The organism is Acinetobacter yuyunsongii (genome assembly GCF_041021915.1).
Classification (GTDB): domain Bacteria; phylum Pseudomonadota; class Gammaproteobacteria; order Pseudomonadales; family Moraxellaceae; genus Acinetobacter.
In genome coordinates this window covers 1,091,615-1,109,409 of sequence record NZ_CP157435.1, presented here as the reverse complement: position 1 = coordinate 1,109,409, position 17,795 = coordinate 1,091,615, and the positions used below count along the sequence as shown (strand labels likewise).

Below are 17,795 nucleotides of genomic sequence, written 5' to 3'. Positions count from 1 at the left end.
TCTTGATATTAACGTTTGATAGAACGTGACATACCAGAGAAACGTTGTTTGAATTTGTCGATACGACCACCAGTATCTACATTCTTTTGTTTACCAGTATAGAATGGGTGGCAAGCTGAACATACGTCAAGATAAAGAGTTTCTTTACCAAGTGCAGAACGAGTTTCGATTACGTTACCGCATGAGCAAGTAGCAACTAATTTTTCGTATTTAGGGTGAATATCGGCGCGCATGGTCGATGCTCCTATTTAGTAAGAAAGGCTTAAGCTGTTATCGCAATTGATCACTCTCAAGATGAGGAAAGCAGAGTGTTAACACTCGCAGATCAATACCACAACAGACCATTTCTTTTGACTCACCGAGACCCTTAGATCAGGGCAAAGCCAACAAGTGGCAAAGATTATACGCCAATAAATCAAAATTTGCGAACTATTCTTGTTTTGATTTTGACCAACGATTCGCAATTACACCACAGACCATTAATTGGATTTGATGAAAAATCATAATCGGCAATACAATCATACCTAAAGGCTGACCAATAAACAGAATTTGCGCCATTGGCACGCCACTCGCTAGCGTTTTTTTAGAGCTACAAAAGAAAATAGTAACTTGATCTGCATGATTAAACCCTAACCATTTTGGTAAATACGAAGCAAGCAACATTACAATAGTAAGCAAAACTGAGCATGCAAGTACTAAATACAGCAAAGCTAATCCACTGATTTGATGCCATAAGCCTGCAACTACAGCACTACTAAAGGCACCGTAAACTACCATTAAGATTGATCCTTGATCGAAAGCTTTCACTAAGCTTGGTAATTTGATCATATAAGGAAAAACATAAGGGCGAAGTAACTGACCTAAAACAAAGGGAACCAATAGTAACAAGGTAATTTGAACAATCGATTGCGTAGGATCAAAGCCATGTTGGCTTTGGCCTAAGATAAAATAACTCACTAAGATTGGCGTAATAAACATCCCAATGATATTGGAGAAAGATGCACTACAAACCGCTCCTGCAACATTCCCTTTTGCAATCGACGTAAATGCAATTGAAGATTGTACTGTTGAGGGTAAGAAGCACATAAATAAGAAGCCCCAGTACAACTGTTGCCCAAGAAGCGGCTCCAAAACAGGTTTAGCTAAAAGCCCAATTACAGGAAAAATCGCAAAAGTAAAAGCAAAAACCAATGCATGCATTTTCCAATGCAGCATTCCATGTACAACGGCTTCACGTGACAACTTGGCGCCATGTAAAAAAAATAATATAGCAATCGCAACTGTCGTTAGGATATTAAAGTAATGCGCAACCTGTCCCGAAACTGGGAAAAAAGTCGCTAGTACTACCATTGCTATCAATAATATTGTGAAACGATCTAGCGCCAAGAGCTTTAACATAACTTTTCCCAATCTGTTCGCTAATAACGATACAGCCCAATATGAGATTATTGACCATTCGATCAAAACATCATACTGGGCTGTATAAATAAAGCTATGGCTTTAAATTAGAAATTGTGGATCAAGATACGAAATTAATTATTACGTGCATTTTGATCCTGTTGAATCAATTCAACCTTATAGCCATCTGGATCTTCAACAAAAGCGATCACTGTAACTCCACCTTTCATTGGGCCAGCCTCACGTACTACTTTTCCACCAGCTGCTTTGATTTCTTCACATGCTTTATAAGCATCATCTACGCCAATGGCGATATGACCATAGGCATTGCCTAAATCATAGCTAGCTGTATCCCAGTTATGAGTCAGCTCAAGCACAGTATTATTTTCTTCATCACCATAGCCCACAAAAGCCAAGGTAAAACGCCCCTCTTCATAATCACGTTGGCGTAGTAATTTCATACCAAGTACCTCAGTGTAGAACTTTAAAGATTGCTCTAAATTACCTACTCGTAACATCGTATGTAACATGCGCATAGTTATTCACCTGTCTGTTGAGTTGTTTGGTTTTCATGGTCACGCAATAGTTTAGCAACCCAAACCACAAGAATCAAAATTGGAATTCCAATTAAAGTCGTCATTAAAAAGAAATTTGGGTAGCCAATATTACTCACAATCGTTCCTGAATAACCACCCAATAATTTGGGTGTTAAAGTCATTAATGAACTGAAAATTGCATATTGAACTGCGGTAAATGATACGCTGGTTAAGCTAGATAAAAAGGCAATAAATGCAGCACCTGCCAAACCTGAAGCTAAATTATCTACAATAATGGCAAAATAGAGCCACAATGAGCTATAGCCTTTTATCACTTTGCCAGAAAGTTCTATTGTGCCTGACTGACTTGGATCGACCACAGCAATTGGCTGAATATCGACATCGAGTGTGGTTTCAACATGTGATGCAGTATTGATACGGTATGATCTTTTTGCAAATAACTGGCTTGCACTATTATTTTTTAAATGAACAAAAGCTTTAATCGTTTTAGTGGGAGATGCTTGTAATAGCTTTCCATCTACAGCACCAGTAAATATTCCTTTATCATCCACTTTCGCAGCAAATTCTTGATTATCTAATTTAAGGATAACAGGCTTATCTTCATTTAAATCTTCACTTTTAAGCCCTGCTAATTGTCCTTTAACGACCAGACTTTGCTTCAATTCTTTTTCCGTTAATTGATCATCACCACTAATAGGTAATAATTGAATCTGAGCATGCTGGGCATTTACTAAATATGGTATGGCAAGAGTTACATTTGTATCGCTCTGATTTTGGTACTGAGTACTTACCTGTACCGAATTTGCTTTTGCTAAGACGTCATTCGGCACTTGTAATTTCCAATATCCAACATCATCGGTTTGCACTTGATAATGTTTATTTCCGACCTGAACCTCAACTGGAGCAAGTGGTTTACCTGATTTGACCAACCCGATAAAAATTAAATTGGTTGAACTTGCCAACACTGCGCCCACAAACATGAGTTTCATAATGTTCATGCGTTGCGCCAACAAACCACCGAGAAAACCACCAACTAAACTAAAGATCACACCATAGATTTTCACAGCCTCAGCAATTTGTTCTTTAGTGAAATTTAGATCTTGATAGAACACATTGGAAATCACTCCTGCAATAATGTCTGAGATGCGGAAAAAACCAATCAGCAGCAAAAGAACTAAGGCAAGTTTAATACCATAGCGTTTAAAGAAATCTAAAACTGGGGCAACCCAAGTTTCTTTAGCCATTTGTTGATTCACGACGCCAGTTTTAACTAAACAAAAACCAACGAATAAAGCTGTGGCTGTAGCAGTTAAAAAGCGCAGGGCTTCTAAACCAAATAAAGCGGCGGTGTCTTTAATATTTGCGGCTTTAGCGGTAGCATCTGTTACATTCCCAGAGTAAATATAACTGACAACAAAAGTTGCAACAGCAATAAAAAATACAAAGACTAAGCGATAGTAATCTGTAGTTTTATAGTGTTTATAAACACGATTTACTTGAGGTTCACGAATGCACAAAGTTGTAATAATACCAACCACCATGACCGCTGCCATGGTGAGATAAGTATATTTCCATGCTTCATAGATATAATTGCCTTTAGCTGTACCTAAATAAGCAGCAAGAAATAAAGCCCCTGCACCCGCAACGATCATCCCGATACGGTAACCTGCGTTGTAAGTTGAAGCTAAAACCGTTTGCATCTCACTTTCAGCAAGTTCAATACGATAAGCATCGATGACAATATCTTGAGTCGCTGCCGAGAATCCTAATAAAACAGCACCAACTGCCATTTGAATTAAATAGCTTTGTCCAAGTGCTGGGTCGGAAAATGCCATAATACAAATTGCACATATAATCAAAGACTGTGCAATCAACAACCAAGCACGGCGGCGACCTAAACTTTTCGTTAACAATGGAACAGGCAATTCATCAATCAACGGTGCCCAAACGAATTTAAAAGAGTAACCTAATGCCGCCCAACTAAAAAATGTCACAGCACTTTTATCAATTCCTGCTTCACCTAACCATAAAGACAAGCTAGAAAAAATCAATAAAATGGGTATCCCTGCCGAGAAACCAAGAAATAGCATAATCAGTGCACGGCGATCTAAAAAAGCTTTAAATGCGGATGCCCACCCAGGTGCTTGAGTTGTCATTGGTTATTATTTTCCATGAACATGCGTGAATGTGCCTATTCAATCGTTTCTTGCTCTTGCTTGCAAGTTGCTTTATGCAACGATTGTTTTGTTTTGTCGATAAAAAACACAAGTTCGCTTGATCTTTAGACCTAAAACTGTATACCTTTAATTACTTAACTTTCGTTTCTTTGTTGGATAGCAATAGTGACCCAAAAACTTGATCAAATGACTGCAACAACTTTATCTTCAACACCAACAAACACGACTACAGCGAAAATCAATTCTTTACCAAGCGCCTTTGAGCAGACGGATATTCAAACGACACTTAAGAAAACAGCACTTAGCCCTGAACAACTCACGCATATTCTAAATCTAGCTGAGATTCCGAGTTCAACTAAACGTATCAAGCCCCTCAATAACTTTCTTGGGCAGGATCGTGCACGTGCCTCAGTAGAAGCTGGTATTTCCTTACCATACTCTGGCTATAACATTTTTGCAGTTGGCACAGCGGGTCTTGGCAAACGCACCATGATTAAACGGTTGCTTCAGCAACACGCTAAAACCATGCCTACGCCAAACGATTGGGTTTATGTCAATAACTTCAAAAATCCAAGACAACCCATTGCACTACGCTTTCCTGCAGGACAAGGTACAAAATTTCAAAATGCTTTACAGCAAACATGGCAAATCATTCTAAAACAATTGGAACGTCGTTTTAGTGCTGAAAGCTATCACAATCGTATTGAACGCATTCGTCAAGATACAGGTGATGTCCAGCAACAAGCTTTAATAGAACTCACTAAAGAAGGACAAGAACTCGATTTAAAGTTAATTTCTCGTGATGACAAACACGTGTTTATTCCAATGCAGCTCATAGAGAATGAATATCAAGAATTAACAAAAAATGATCTTGATGTGCTAAGCAGCAAAGAACGTGCTGAAATCACATCCAACATGCGTTATATGGAGAAAAAACTAGAGCGTTTAGGGTTACATCTTGGTGATTTAGAAGACGATGCTCGTGATCAAGTATCAATTTTAAACCGTGAAATTGCCACTCAAGTGGTTACACCACGTATGGAGTCAATTTTAAATAAAAACAAAGAAGTCAAAGGTCTCGACTTATATCTAAAACATTATGCTGAAGATATTATTGATAATGTTGAGCTGATTTTAGAACAAGAAGAAGATGATTTTACGCCTGCTTTATTTAATCGTGTTCCATCACGTTATCAAGCTAATGTAATTATTGCCAATAAGCCAAATAGTGGTGCTCCAGTTATTTTCGAAGATTTTCCAACGCACTATAATTTATTGGGTCATGTTGAGCAACTTACACATAATGGTACGATTACCACCGACTTTACCTTAATTCGCCCGGGGTCTTTGCATCAAGCCAACGGTGGCTTTTTAATGCTTGAAGCAGAGCAATTGCTTGAACAGCCTTATGCATGGCAAGGTTTAAAACGTGCATTGAAATCAGGCCAACTCAAACTTTCTTCGTTAGAACATATGCTAACATTAACGGGCAGCATTTCGATTGAACCCGCTTCTGTTCCTTTAGATATCAAAGTTGTTTTACTGGCAGAACCTGAAATTTACTATGAAATTTTAGAAGTTGAACCAGAATTAGGCAGTGTCTTTAAAATTCGCGCAGATTTTACGGATACCTTGCAACGTAATAACAGCAATGAACAAGCCTATATGCAATTGATTGCAGACTATGTTCAAGCCGATAAATTACTTCCATTTGATCGTTCAGCGCTCGCCGCTTTACTCACCGACTCTAGTCGTCAAGCAGAAGATCAAAGCTCTCTCTCACTACATGCCTCTACACTCGGTGATTTAATTCGTGAAGCACATCATCATGCCTTTAAAGCTGATGACAAAATCGTCACAGATCAGCATGTCAACCAAGCATTACATCATCGTCAATATCGCTTAGGCTATTTAAGAGAGTTATATTGGCAAGATCTTTCGCGTGGGACACAATTGATTGAAACTTCAGGGCATCGTCTCGGTCAGATCAATGCCTTGTCTGTAATTCACTATGCAGATGTTGAATTCGGTTTACCCTCTCGTCTCACCGCATCCGTTTATCAAGGCGGCGGTGATATTTTAGATATTGAACGCAGTGTCGAGTTAGGCGGCTCGCTTCATGCCAAAGGCGTGTTGCTCATGTCAAGCTTCTTAAAAGCACACTTTGGTCGTGAACAAATCTTACATTTCTCCGCAGCATTGGCGTTTGAGCAAAGCTATGGACAAGTGGATGGCGATAGTGCCACTGTTGCAGAACTTTCAGCTTTAATTTCTGCCATTTCTCAAATTCCAATTGACCAATCATGGGCGATTACGGGTTCTATGAACCAACTTGGCCAAGTACAACCAATTGGTGGAGTGAATGCAAAAATCGAAGGTTTCTATGATGCATGTAAACTTCAAGGCTTAACAGGCAAACAAGGCGTCATTATTCCCCGTCAAAACATGCAACACCTGATGCTACGTCAAGATGTAATTGAAGCGGTTCAAGCAGGTCAGTTCCATGTCCATGCGATTGAAACAATTGATCAAGCCTTAGAAATTCTAATGGCTCGCCCAGTAGGTACATTAGATAAGAAAGGTCGATATAGTAAAAATTCAATCTATGCAGCCGTTATGGAACAACTTGAGTATTGGCAAGCAATTGAGGACGGCGAAGCTGTTGAAGATGATGAACCTAAAAAAAAGAAAAAGCGAAAAAAGACCAAAAAAGATGAAACTGAGACAAAATCTTCAGAAGAATCTACTGTTGAAGCTAAAAGCTTAAAATCACTTCGTAAGAAGAATAGATAAAATGAAAAGGCCATGTTTTTAAACAAACATGGCCTTTTTCTTAGGCTACACCCAGTAGAGATCGTCCACCAGGTAATTGAGCGAAATATTGTTTTAATGCATCAATACAACGATGCACTTTCATTGGGTATTGTTCACGCTTGGAAGTTAAAGCATGAAGCGTATAAGCAGGAAGTTGCCAATCAGGTAGAACTTCAACCAAAGAACCATTAATCAGTTCTTTTTGAATGTCCATATAGAGAATACGTGCAATACCATGCCCCTGCTGGCACAAGGATTTAGCAACAAAAACATTGTTTGTGCCTAAGCGTGTTTTCATATCAACATTGACAATTTCACCACTCAAACCATGACGGAAGGCAAAATGTTGATAATTGTGCATCAAAGTAACAGGTAATAATTCGTGATTTCGTAAATCTTCTGGGCGAGTAATAGTTGATGCTTGATTGAGATAACTTGGCGATGCAACAAGAACCTGATCAACTCTCGCTAAAGGTACTGCGGTGAGCTGATGATCATCAACACGCAGGCTCATCCGTATTGCGATATCAATCCGCTCTTCAATCAAATCAATATAACGGTGGTCTGCTTCAAAATGAATCGCTAGACCTTTATGTGCTGACATCCAATGAGATAGTGCTGGAATGACATGCAAGGCACCTAATTCAGGTGTCGTCGCAATACGTAAATCTCCAACAAGATCGTCGCGCAGTTCATTGATACGAATTTTGCCACGTTCAGCGGCAGCCAACATTTCTTGGCAACTGAGAAAAAATGCTTGTCCTGCTTCTGTAAGACTGAGTTTTCGAGTAGAACGATGAAGTAAAGTGACATCCATTTCATGTTCTAAAGAACGAATTTGTTGACTGACTGCACTTGTTGTAATTCCTAATTCTCGTGCTGCACCACTAAAAGAACTTTTTTCAACAACGCAAGCAAAGACCCCCATTGCACGCAATTGATCTAGCATAGACTTCTCTCTTAATTTATTAAAATATGCTTATTGTTCTAATTAAAGCAATCTCAATAAGTATACAAGGAAGTCTACCCTTAAACTAGCGATTATTAATAATTTATTGAAAGATTATTAATTCGGCTATTTTAGTTTGGTAAAACTATTATTGGATTCACAGGCTTGCCATCTAAACGAACTTGGAACTCAAGCATGATACGTGAAGCACCTGAAGAACCCATTTCTGCAATTTTTTGACCAGCAGTCACATTATCCCCACTCTTGACTAACATCTTACTGTTATGCGCGTAGGCCGTAATATAACCATCAATATGCTTAATCAAGACTAGATTGCCATATTCTTTTAAACCATCAGCAGCATAGACCACTTGCCCATTTGCAGCAGCAAAAATTGGATCGCCTTCATTACCACCGTAACGTGTTCCTTTGACGTTATTTGCCAAATTGAAACTTTGAATGATCGCTCCATTTGATGGTTTTACCCAACGTAAACTCGAAGCAAGCGTCGTTGAAGATGGTGTAACAGGATTTGCTGGAACAGCAGCTTTGGGTATAACAGGCTGTGTCTTAGGAACAACAGGTTGTTGTGTTGGCAAGTTAATCGTTTGACGTTGAATCGGCGCGGTTTGTACCACTGCTTGTGTAGATGTAGTTCGTTCTGAAACAGAACCTTTTAAACGTAATGATTGATTGACATAAATACGATAAGGCGGCGCAATATCATTCAGCGCAGCAACATCTAAATAATTCAATCCATAACGATTTGCAATTGCACTCAGCGTATCGCCTGAACGTACTGTGTAATAATTGGGTGCTTGCTGTACATAACGATTACCACCTTTTACTTGTGGTTTTGATGCACAACCTGTAACGACGACAATGCTTGTTACTGCCATAGACAACACGATTGTTTTAATCATTTTTCGTGATAGAAAAATCGAGACATGGTTTAAATGCATCTTCGCCCTCATCGAAAAAACCTTAATTTATTTGCGCCTAAGAGTACCAAAAAAGTGAGAAAAAACGAGTTCTCACTTCCTATATTCACAAAGTTATAACATAGCCACTGCTAACCATTTACATGAAGATGTAAATTATCGAGTACAGCATAATTAGTTGCATCCATTTGAATCGGCGTGATACTGACATAACCTTTCGCGACAGCAAAGAAATCAGACTGAATATGACTTGAAGCGGATTGAGGTTCTGTAACCGCCTCACCGGCTAAACCAATCCAATAGACTTGGCGACCACGTGGATCGACATGGCTACTAATTGGTTTGGATTGTGCTCTACGACCTTGATAGGTGATTTGTGTCCCTTTAATTTGCTCAACATCTGGGATATTAATATTAAAAATATGACGGGGCGGCAAAATTGGTAGTCCATTCGCAATAAAATCATGAACCCATTGTGCAGCTTTCGCATAATGCTTAGGATGTTCATAGGAACGTACATTTGAACCTGCTAATGAAACTGCGATTGCAGGATGTTTCATTAGGCGACCTTCAAATGCAGCACCAACCGTACCTGAATATAGAACATCATCGCCGAGGTTTGCGCCACTATTAATACCACTGACAACAAGATCAAATTCAAAATCGAATAGACCATTCATTGATAAATAAACACAATCTGCGGGCGTTCCATTCACAGCCCAAACATCCTCTGCAATTGGGATCGGTCGTAAAGGACGATCTAAAGTTAAAGCACTTGAGTAACCGCTACGCTCACTTTCAGGTGCAACCACGACGACGCGTCCTAAAGGCTTTAACGCTTGTGCTAGAGCCTGTAAGCCTGGTGCAAAAACACCATCATCATTTGCTATTAAAATATTCACTTTGATCTTGTCTCTTCAAATGTTACTACGTAGTTTTTTCAATTGAATTATTCAATGAATTATATATATTTGTAACTTCATAGTATTAGAAATTTATGCCGCCATGAGACATTTATCTACTTTTATCCGTGTTTTAGGGGTAAGTTTTTCACTTCTAACAGCACCCGTAATTTTTGCAAACACAACGGTTTCAGCTAAAGAAGCAGACGCACTCATCAAAGATGATATTGCCAATGCGCAAGTCCTCATTGAAATGTGCCCAAGCATAATTGGAAAAAATGCTAAATTTGACGAAAACATCAAAAAGATGGTGGGTTCTTATTTAAGCACCTATTCGGATAAGTCAGCTTCCCTTGAGAGTCTACAAAAGGATGGAGAATTCCAATCTTTATTGAAAGATGCTCGTGAAGCAGCGAAAGAAGTTGAAAAAGCTGAACAAAAGTCAGTATGTGAAGATGTATTAAATTTTGAAGGCTAATATGCCATTAAAATTTGGAAGCGTTTTCAAATTTAAGATTTGAAAACGCTTCCGTTTAATTTCCTACAGCAAACATACAATCTACTGATATTTTTATGCTATAAGCTATTCAAATTCTTTAAGTCTTGTTTCTGAGTTTGAGTTCTTATGAAGAAAAATGTTTTCAAAACACTAGGTTTATCATTTCTCATTACCTCTAGTCTTTTCACAACAACTGTATTTGCCGCAGAAAAAAAATCTGAACCTGAAAAAATTGAAGTTACACCAACGTCTGAAGGCGTGACTCCTCAAGAACTTGCTGCCATTTATGTATTGTCAGAAATCTGCCCAGATTTAATTGGCAAAGATCTAAAATTTAATAAAGCATATGACAACCTCGTAAAATCATACTTATCAAATGAACCAAATGCTGTAGACATCCTCAATAAACGTGCTAAAACCAAAGAGTTCCAAGCTCCTCTTGCTGAAGCGCGTAAAGATGCGAAGGCTGCATCTGAAGATGATAATCGTCAAATTTGCGATGATGTTCGGAATTATTATTCTAAGTAACTGATTAGTTACAATACTGCATGAAAAAGCCGACTTCTACCGTAGAAGTCGGCTTTGCTTTGTCCTAAAATGCTAGGCTCATCTGCTTCACACAAGATATTGGAACACCTAGAATGACTCAAAAAAGCGCTCTTGCTGCATTATTACTTTTGCCAAGCCTTTCATATGCAGCGACTGTCCTACCGTCTCCACCAGAATTAAATAATAAATCCTATGTATTAATGGATTACGAGACAGGACAAATCCTTGCTGCAAAAAATGAAAATGAAAAACTCGCACCCGCTTCTATGACCAAAATGATGACAAGCTACATCATAGAACAAAAACTTTTAAAGGGTGAATTAACAGACAACGAACAAGTCCGTATGAATGAATCAGCATGGTGTCGTGGTACCAGTGCTGAATCATGTATGTATGTACCATTAAATGGTACAGCAACTGTCCTAGAAATGTTACGTGGCATTATTATTCAATCAGGCAATGATGCATCTAAAGCAATGGCCGAACACATTGCGGGCAACGAAGGTACATTTGCCCATATGATGAACCAAGAAGCCAAACGTATCGGTATGATCAATACTCATTTCATCAATGCGACAGGTATGCCTGCTGAAGGTCATTACTCAACTGCTAAAGATATGGCTGTACTGGCACAACATATTATTAAAGATAGCTCTAAATACTACCCGATCTATTCGGAAAAAGAATTTACCTTTAATGGCATTAAGCAAGGCAACCGTAATGCATTGCTTTATACAGACCCAAGTGTTGATGGTTTAAAAACGGGTCACACTGATGAAGCGGGTTATTGCCTAACCACTTCAAGTAAACGTGGACCAATGCGTTTGATCTCAGTCATCTTTGGTACGCCAAGCATGAATGAACGTGCTAGTCAAACTCGTACATTGTTAGCGTGGGGCTTTGCGAACTTTGAAACAGCAAATGTACAGCCTGCTAACCAAGTGCTTGCTAAAGCAAAAGTATGGTTTGGTAAAGAAGATAATGTTCAAATTGGTCTTGCTGAAAACTTCAACGTAACCATGCCTAAAGGTCAAGCGGACAAAATCAAAACTCAACTTGTAGTTCAACCTAAATTGAATGCGCCTTTAGCCAAAGGTCAAGTTGTGGGTAAATTAGTTGCAAGCCTTGATGGTAAAGTGATTGCAGAGAAACCACTTGTTGCATTAAAACCTGTTGAAGAAGCAAGCTTCTTTGCTCGTCTAATTGACCATATCAAGATGTTCTTTAGTAACTTATTCTAATTTTAGAATTGCTGATATTAAGCATTCATGCTCTTGGGCATGAATGCTTTTTTATTTTATAATTCATCTATATTTTATATTGATCATACTCATGGCTAAGAATATTCGTCCCTATCTCGATCAAAAACCTGATGTTGATTCAAGCTGTTATGTGGATGACATGTCTGTCATCATCGGTGATGTCAAATTAGCAGAGAATGTTTCCGTTTGGCCCTTTGCCGTAATCCGTGGTGATGTCAATTCAATTCAGATTGGCAAAAATAGTAATGTGCAAGACCACTGTATGTTACACGTCAGCCATAAAAACCAAGCTAAACCAAATGGTTCACCTTTAGTCATTGGTGAAGATGTGACGGTTGGACATCATGTGACTTTGCATGGTTGTACCATAGGCAATCGTGTCTTGATCGGAATTAATACCGTTGTTTTAGATGACGTGATTATTGAAGATGATGTGATGATTGGTGCTGGTAGCCTTGTTCCGCCACGTAAAGTTTTAAAAAGCGGTTATCTCTATGTCGGTAGTCCAGTACAACAAGTTCGTGCACTGACTGAAAAAGAAATGGAATTCCTTCCTTATTCAGCACGCCATTATGTGAAAGTGAAGGATAATTATAAGAATAATTAAATTTATATCCATTTAATCAATTTACACTAACGAACTCAAAGAACAATGAAACAACTAAATGAACTAATAGATACTAAGGAATCAGGTTGGATTCTCATTAAAAGCTGGTTGGAAACGGCTAAGAATCAATTTGAAATGCTACCTAATAATATAAACAGAGCAGAAAGTGAATTACTTTCAATCCAAGTGACGACTCGCTCCTCAATGGGAGCTATGATTTATGAAACTGGTGGTTTACTCATTGATCATGGATGGTTGAGAGTTTTAGGTTCTGGCAGCAAAAGGTTAGATCGTGGAATTCATGAATGGAATATTGGAAAAACAATCACCCAACAACATAAGCAACCTGATTATTTACTTATAGCCGACGATATTCTGGGTGGTTATTTTTCGATAAATTGTGGTGGTTTGGGAGAAAGCTTAGGTGATATTTATTATCTTGCTCCCGACTGTTTAAGATGGGAGAATTTAGAGATTGGTTATTCAGATTTCTTAAATTGGTGTTTAAATGGCGATCTCGATCAATTTTATGGCTCTTTAAGGTGGAATAATTGGAAAACTGATATTCAAGAACTTACTGGGAATCAGGTCTTTTCATTTTATCCTTTTCTATGGACACTAGAAGGAAAGAATATAGATGAATTAAGCAAAAAGGCTATTTCAATTGAAGAAAATTTCTGGTTGCTGGATACAATTATTAATGAAATGAAAAATTTAGATTAATTCAATAATTCCCCATCAGCACTACCATAGCCAAAAACTCTCAAATTTTGTAGAATACGTTTTTTAAAATCATGGTGCTTTCTATGACCGCTTGGACACCCCATGTCACAGTCGCTACTGTAGTCGAAAAAGACGGACGTTTTCTGTTTGTTGAAGAACACAGCGAAGGCTTTGTACATACCGTGTTTAATCAACCTGCGGGACATGTAGAATGTGGTGAAACCATTATTCAAGCAGCGATTCGTGAGACCTTAGAAGAAACAGGTCATCATGTTGAAATTGATCATCTGCTCGGTATTTATACCTATACTCCCCCGATGTTTCCAGATCGTACCTATTACCGTTTTTGCTTTTTAGCACATGTCACGTCAGTTGAAGAAAATGCGCAACTGGATACAGGTATTGTTGGTACAGTATGGATGAACTTGGATGAGCTACAAGAATCAGCACGTGCTAGAAGCCCATTGGTTTTAAAAGTAATTGAAGATGCCCTTGCTGGCAAAAAATATCCCTTATCGCTCATTTATGAGCACCCTTTCTCTCCCTCATTAACTTCTCATTTGGACGCTTAATTAGATGCAACAACGTGTCATCGTCGGTATGTCTGGTGGTGTAGACTCCTCTGTTTCTGCCGCATTATTACTTCAACAAGGATATCAAGTTGAAGGCCTTTTCATGAAAAACTGGGAGGAAGATGATGGTACGGAATACTGCACAGCACTTGAAGACTTAGCTGATGCGCAAGCCGTTGCAGATAAAATTGGTATCAAGCTGCACACTGCGAACTTTGCCATGGAATATTGGGATCGCGTGTTTGAACACTTCTTGGCTGAATATGCTGCAGGTCGCACACCAAACCCAGATATCTTGTGTAATAAAGAAATTAAATTCCGTGCATTCCTCGACCATGCGATGACTTTAGGTGCAGATTTTATTGCAACAGGTCATTATGCGCGTCGTGGTGCAAGCATGCAAAACTCGCGTGGCGAAACGTATGCTCAATTACTCCGTGGTGTGGATAATAATAAAGACCAAACTTATTTCTTACATGCAGTGCATGGTCGTGAAATCAATAAGACGCTGTTCCCTGTCGGTGAAATCGAAAAGCCCGAAGTTCGTCGCATTGCTGAACAACTTGATTTAGCAACAGCGAAGAAAAAAGACTCGACAGGTATCTGCTTTATTGGTGAACGTCGTTTCACCGATTTCTTAAAACAATATTTACCTGCACAAGCTGGAAAAATTGTTTTAGAGTCAGGTAAAGAAGTTGGTGAACATCATGGCTTGATGTACTATACGCTCGGTCAACGCGGTGGTATTGGTATCGGTGGTATGAAAGGCGCACAAGAAGGTGCATGGTTCGTACTCCATAAAGATATTGCCAATAACCGACTGGTGATTGGACAGGGACATGATCATCCACTCATGCAAAGCACACAGCTCTGGAGTGAGTCAATTGACTGGGTTGCTGGTGAACAGGATATCCCAGCCAGTGGTTTCCGATGCACGGCAAAAACCCGTTATCGTCAGCCTGATCAAGCGTGTACAATTTATCGTGATGAACAAACTGAAAATGGTATTCGCGTTGAGTTTGACGAAGCACAACGTGCTGTGACTCCTGGGCAAAGTGTAGTGTTCTACTCAGGAGAGGTTTGCTTAGGTGGTGGTGTGATTCACCATACCAATGCACCTGAACCAGATTTTATTTAAGGAAATTGGAAGCGAAGCATGGTGGAGTTACCCTTTCAGCACGCCCAAGCGTTGAATGTTCGACAAAATCGTGCTTTGGCATTGGCTGCTGTGTTTCAAGCAACTCAGCTCACGCATATGACTGCAATGGCGGGTCAGCAAAGTATTGGCGATAGCGGTAATTTTTATTTTGAACTACTGATTAAAGCCAGTCTTAATATTCGCCCAGCCACCAACAATGCCACTCAAACTTTAGATTTTTTTAATCAACTTGCAGATATCTCTCTTGGTTTAAAAACATTAGAAGGTTGTATAACGCAACCTTTTAATACTGCGCCTAAATCTCGTATTCCGAAAATGTCAACTGCTAAACTCCCAATGTCTTATGCAATGGCGTTATTGCAATTAGAAAAGAAAGTGTATAGCAATCCTGAATACGTCAAAATTATCGAAGCAGCTCAACAAAAAATATTAAAACAGCTTTCATTTTTCGATAACAACTATTTGCATCCAAGTATTATCGCCAACCTTGCACAAACTTATGTGGAAACAGCAGGACAAATCAATCCTCGTATTTTAGTTCGCGGTAATGCTGAAGCATTTAAAGACATCAATCATACCAACCGTATTCGTGCATGCTTATTTACTGGCTTACAACTTGCACATTTATGGAAGCAGCTCGGTGGTAGCTCTTGGAGTATGATTTTTACTAAACGTAAGTTATTACAAGATATTCAAGCTCTCGCTCGTTTACAGTATCAGGTGGTATAAACCGATGCTAAGACGAATTTATTTTTATGTTTATTCCAAAATTAAGGAATCTGTATGAATGCTTTAACCGCACTCTCACCACTTGATGGACGTTATGCAAGCAAATGCGATGCGTTACGCCCTTTTTTGTCTGAGTTTGGTTTAATCCACGCTCGTGTTACGGTTGAAGTGCGTTGGTTACAAGCACTTGCAAATCGTGCAGAAATTATTGAAGTTCCTGCTTTTTCTGCTGAAACAAATGCAGCATTAGATGCGATCGTAACCAATTTTTCTGAAGAAGATGCGAATCGTATTAAAGAAATTGAACGTACGACGAACCATGATGTAAAAGCGGTTGAATACTTCCTTAAAGAAAAAATTGCGAATATTGATGAGCTACAAAATGCGGGCGAATTTATTCACTTTGCATGTACCTCTGAAGACATCAACAACTTGTCTCATGCATTAATGCTTAAAAATGGTCGTGAAGTTTTAGTTTCAAGCATGAAACAAATCCTCAATGCGATTTCTGCTTTGGCAATCACACATGCTGAACAACCAATGTTGTCTCGTACACATGGTCAAACTGCAAGCCCGACTACGTTGGGTAAAGAGATGGCAAACGTTGCTTATCGTTTAGCGCGCCAAATCAAGCAATTTGAAAATATAGAATTACTTGGCAAAATCAATGGCGCTGTCGGTAACTACAATGCTCACCTATCTGCTTACCCAGAAATTGATTGGGCTGCACATGCTCAAGCATTTGTAGAGTCTTTAGGTTTAGCATTCAACCCATACACCACACAAATTGAGCCACACGATTATATGGCTGAATTGTTTGATGCATTACGTCGTTACAACACGATCTTGATCGATTTTAACCGTGATGTTTGGGGCTATATCTCACTAGGTTACTTCAAGCAAAAATTAAAAGACGGTGAAGTTGGTTCTTCAACAATGCCTCATAAAGTAAACCCAATTGACTTCGAAAATTCTGAAGGTAACTTAGGTATCGCAAATGCGGTATTGGGTCATCTTGGTGAAAAACTTCCTGTTTCTCGCTGGCAACGTGATTTAACTGACTCAACTGTTCTTCGTAACATGGGTGTTGGTTTTGCACAAAGCTTGATTGCTTTTGATGCTTGCTTAAAAGGTATTGGTAAACTTGAATTGAACGCGAACCGTTTAAATGAAGATTTAGACCAAGCACAAGAAGTTCTTGCAGAGCCAATCCAAACCGTTATGCGTCGTTATAACGTTGAAAAGCCATACGAAAAATTAAAAGCATTGACTCGTGGTCAAGCAATGACCCGTGACATGATGGTGAACTTCGTGAATGGTGATGAACTTGCACAAGTTCCAGCAGATGAACGCGCTCGCTTAGCTGAACTTAGCCCTGCAACTTACACAGGTAATGCGGCTGAACAAGCGAAACAAATTAATGATCTAATTAGCAAAATCTAAATTTTGTTGATTAAAAAAAGCAAAGCCTCGTCTTTGCTTTTTTTATTTCTTCATTTTGCTCGTTAAAATCATCAGAATCCCAACGATTTTAACTGATCACCACCCGATTTTTATTTAAAAACGTTTATAGTCAAATCATTATAAAACCAATACAATGGTGCAATGAGTTATTCAGAACATTTTAGACGTAAAATTTTAGCTAAGCTTGAGGAAGGTTATTCTATTCGAGCGGTAGCTGCACAATTTGAAATTAATAAAAATACCATTGTTGAATGGAAGAAACGTATAGAGATTAAAAAAACTCGTGTACGTAAACCTTCTAAAATTAACGATGATGCTTTACGTGAAGATGTTGAAAAGTATCCTGATGCTTATCAATATGAACGTGCTGCACGTTTTAATTGTGGTGTTTCATCTATTGGTGCTGCATTAAAGCGCTTAAATATTACAGTTAAAAAAAGACGTTAAGCCATCCTAAAGCAGATACAAAGCTTAGGGATAAATTTATTCAGCA

General features: G+C 38.8%; 18 protein-coding genes. 11 read left to right on the top strand and 7 right to left on the bottom strand.

Annotation, left to right across the window (positions count from 1 at the left end; genetic code table 11):
- Positions 1–8: 8 nt before the first annotated feature.
- From rpmE to ABLB98_RS05315, 4 genes are all read right to left on the bottom strand, one after another.
- Positions 9–233, bottom strand: coding sequence for a 50S ribosomal protein L31 (rpmE, locus tag ABLB98_RS05330; RefSeq protein ID WP_004662919.1), 225 nt, complete (start codon positions 231–233; stop codon positions 9–11).
- Between the two features lie 196 nt (positions 234–429).
- Positions 430–1,398 carry a bile acid:sodium symporter family protein gene (locus tag ABLB98_RS05325; RefSeq protein ID WP_348883426.1) on the bottom strand — a complete coding sequence of 323 codons (969 nt, stop codon included), beginning with the start codon at positions 1,396–1,398 and terminating at the stop codon, positions 430–432.
- 134 nt (positions 1,399–1,532) lie between these two features.
- A complete protein-coding gene (gene gloA, locus ABLB98_RS05320) occupies positions 1,533–1,934 on the bottom strand; it encodes a lactoylglutathione lyase (RefSeq protein ID WP_005159336.1) in 402 nt (133 codons plus the stop codon).
- Positions 1,935–1,936: 2 nt separating this feature from the next.
- Entirely contained in the window at positions 1,937–4,111 is a 2,175-nt protein-coding gene (locus tag ABLB98_RS05315) for an MFS transporter (protein WP_348883424.1), read from the bottom strand.
- Positions 4,112–4,297: 186 nt separating this feature from the next.
- On the opposite strand from ABLB98_RS05315, the gene ABLB98_RS05310 reads away from it, so the two are divergent.
- Complete coding sequence (locus ABLB98_RS05310; protein WP_348883423.1) at positions 4,298–6,925, top strand: ATP-binding protein; 2,628 nt, start codon at positions 4,298–4,300, stop codon at positions 6,923–6,925.
- A gap of 40 nt (positions 6,926–6,965) precedes the next feature.
- On the opposite strand, the gene ABLB98_RS05305 is transcribed toward ABLB98_RS05310, so the two are convergent.
- From ABLB98_RS05305 to surE, 3 genes are all read right to left on the bottom strand, one after another.
- Positions 6,966–7,895, bottom strand: coding sequence for a LysR family transcriptional regulator (locus tag ABLB98_RS05305; protein ID WP_208727891.1), 930 nt, complete (start codon positions 7,893–7,895; stop codon positions 6,966–6,968).
- 131 nt (positions 7,896–8,026) lie between these two features.
- On the bottom strand, positions 8,027–8,857 hold the full coding sequence (locus ABLB98_RS05300; RefSeq protein ID WP_348883422.1) for a peptidoglycan DD-metalloendopeptidase family protein: 831 nt from the start codon (positions 8,855–8,857) through the stop codon (positions 8,027–8,029).
- A gap of 110 nt (positions 8,858–8,967) precedes the next feature.
- Entirely contained in the window at positions 8,968–9,738 is a 771-nt protein-coding gene (surE, locus tag ABLB98_RS05295) for a 5'/3'-nucleotidase SurE (RefSeq protein ID WP_348883420.1), read from the bottom strand.
- 103 nt (positions 9,739–9,841) lie between these two features.
- Here surE and ABLB98_RS05290 point away from each other — a divergent pair, with 103 nt between their 5' ends.
- The 10 genes from ABLB98_RS05290 to ABLB98_RS05245 all read left to right on the top strand — a co-directional run bounded on the left by ABLB98_RS05290 (position 9,842) and on the right by ABLB98_RS05245 (position 17,749).
- On the top strand, positions 9,842–10,216 hold the full coding sequence (locus ABLB98_RS05290) for an MCR_0457 family protein (protein ID WP_087537402.1): 375 nt from the start codon (positions 9,842–9,844) through the stop codon (positions 10,214–10,216).
- Between the two features lie 147 nt (positions 10,217–10,363).
- Positions 10,364–10,765 carry an MCR_0457 family protein gene (locus ABLB98_RS05285; protein ID WP_005159320.1) on the top strand — a complete coding sequence of 134 codons (402 nt, stop codon included), beginning with the start codon at positions 10,364–10,366 and terminating at the stop codon, positions 10,763–10,765.
- A gap of 113 nt (positions 10,766–10,878) precedes the next feature.
- Entirely contained in the window at positions 10,879–12,027 is a 1,149-nt protein-coding gene (dacC, locus tag ABLB98_RS05280; RefSeq protein ID WP_087548200.1) for a D-alanyl-D-alanine carboxypeptidase PBP5/6, read from the top strand.
- Positions 12,028–12,118: 91 nt separating this feature from the next.
- Complete coding sequence (locus ABLB98_RS05275) at positions 12,119–12,655, top strand: gamma carbonic anhydrase family protein (RefSeq protein WP_348883419.1); 537 nt, start codon at positions 12,119–12,121, stop codon at positions 12,653–12,655.
- 45 nt (positions 12,656–12,700) lie between these two features.
- Positions 12,701–13,378 carry a DUF2625 domain-containing protein gene (locus tag ABLB98_RS05270; RefSeq protein WP_348883418.1) on the top strand — a complete coding sequence of 226 codons (678 nt, stop codon included), beginning with the start codon at positions 12,701–12,703 and terminating at the stop codon, positions 13,376–13,378.
- Positions 13,379–13,461: 83 nt separating this feature from the next.
- Positions 13,462–13,950 carry an NUDIX hydrolase gene (locus ABLB98_RS05265; RefSeq protein ID WP_348883417.1) on the top strand — a complete coding sequence of 163 codons (489 nt, stop codon included), beginning with the start codon at positions 13,462–13,464 and terminating at the stop codon, positions 13,948–13,950.
- Positions 13,951–13,954: 4 nt separating this feature from the next.
- Complete coding sequence (gene mnmA / locus ABLB98_RS05260) at positions 13,955–15,088, top strand: tRNA 2-thiouridine(34) synthase MnmA (RefSeq protein WP_348883416.1); 1,134 nt, start codon at positions 13,955–13,957, stop codon at positions 15,086–15,088.
- 18 nt (positions 15,089–15,106) lie between these two features.
- A complete protein-coding gene (gene hflD / locus ABLB98_RS05255) occupies positions 15,107–15,838 on the top strand; it encodes a high frequency lysogenization protein HflD (RefSeq protein WP_005217064.1) in 732 nt (243 codons plus the stop codon).
- A 54-nt stretch (positions 15,839–15,892) separates the two neighbouring features.
- Positions 15,893–17,281 carry an adenylosuccinate lyase gene (gene purB / locus ABLB98_RS05250; RefSeq protein WP_348883415.1) on the top strand — a complete coding sequence of 463 codons (1,389 nt, stop codon included), beginning with the start codon at positions 15,893–15,895 and terminating at the stop codon, positions 17,279–17,281.
- Between the two features lie 162 nt (positions 17,282–17,443).
- The gene (locus tag ABLB98_RS05245; RefSeq protein WP_000122230.1) at positions 17,444–17,749 is read left to right on the top strand and encodes an IS630 transposase-related protein; all 306 of its coding nucleotides are present in this window, start codon (positions 17,444–17,446) and stop codon (positions 17,747–17,749) included.
- Positions 17,750–17,795: the final 46 nt, after the last annotated feature.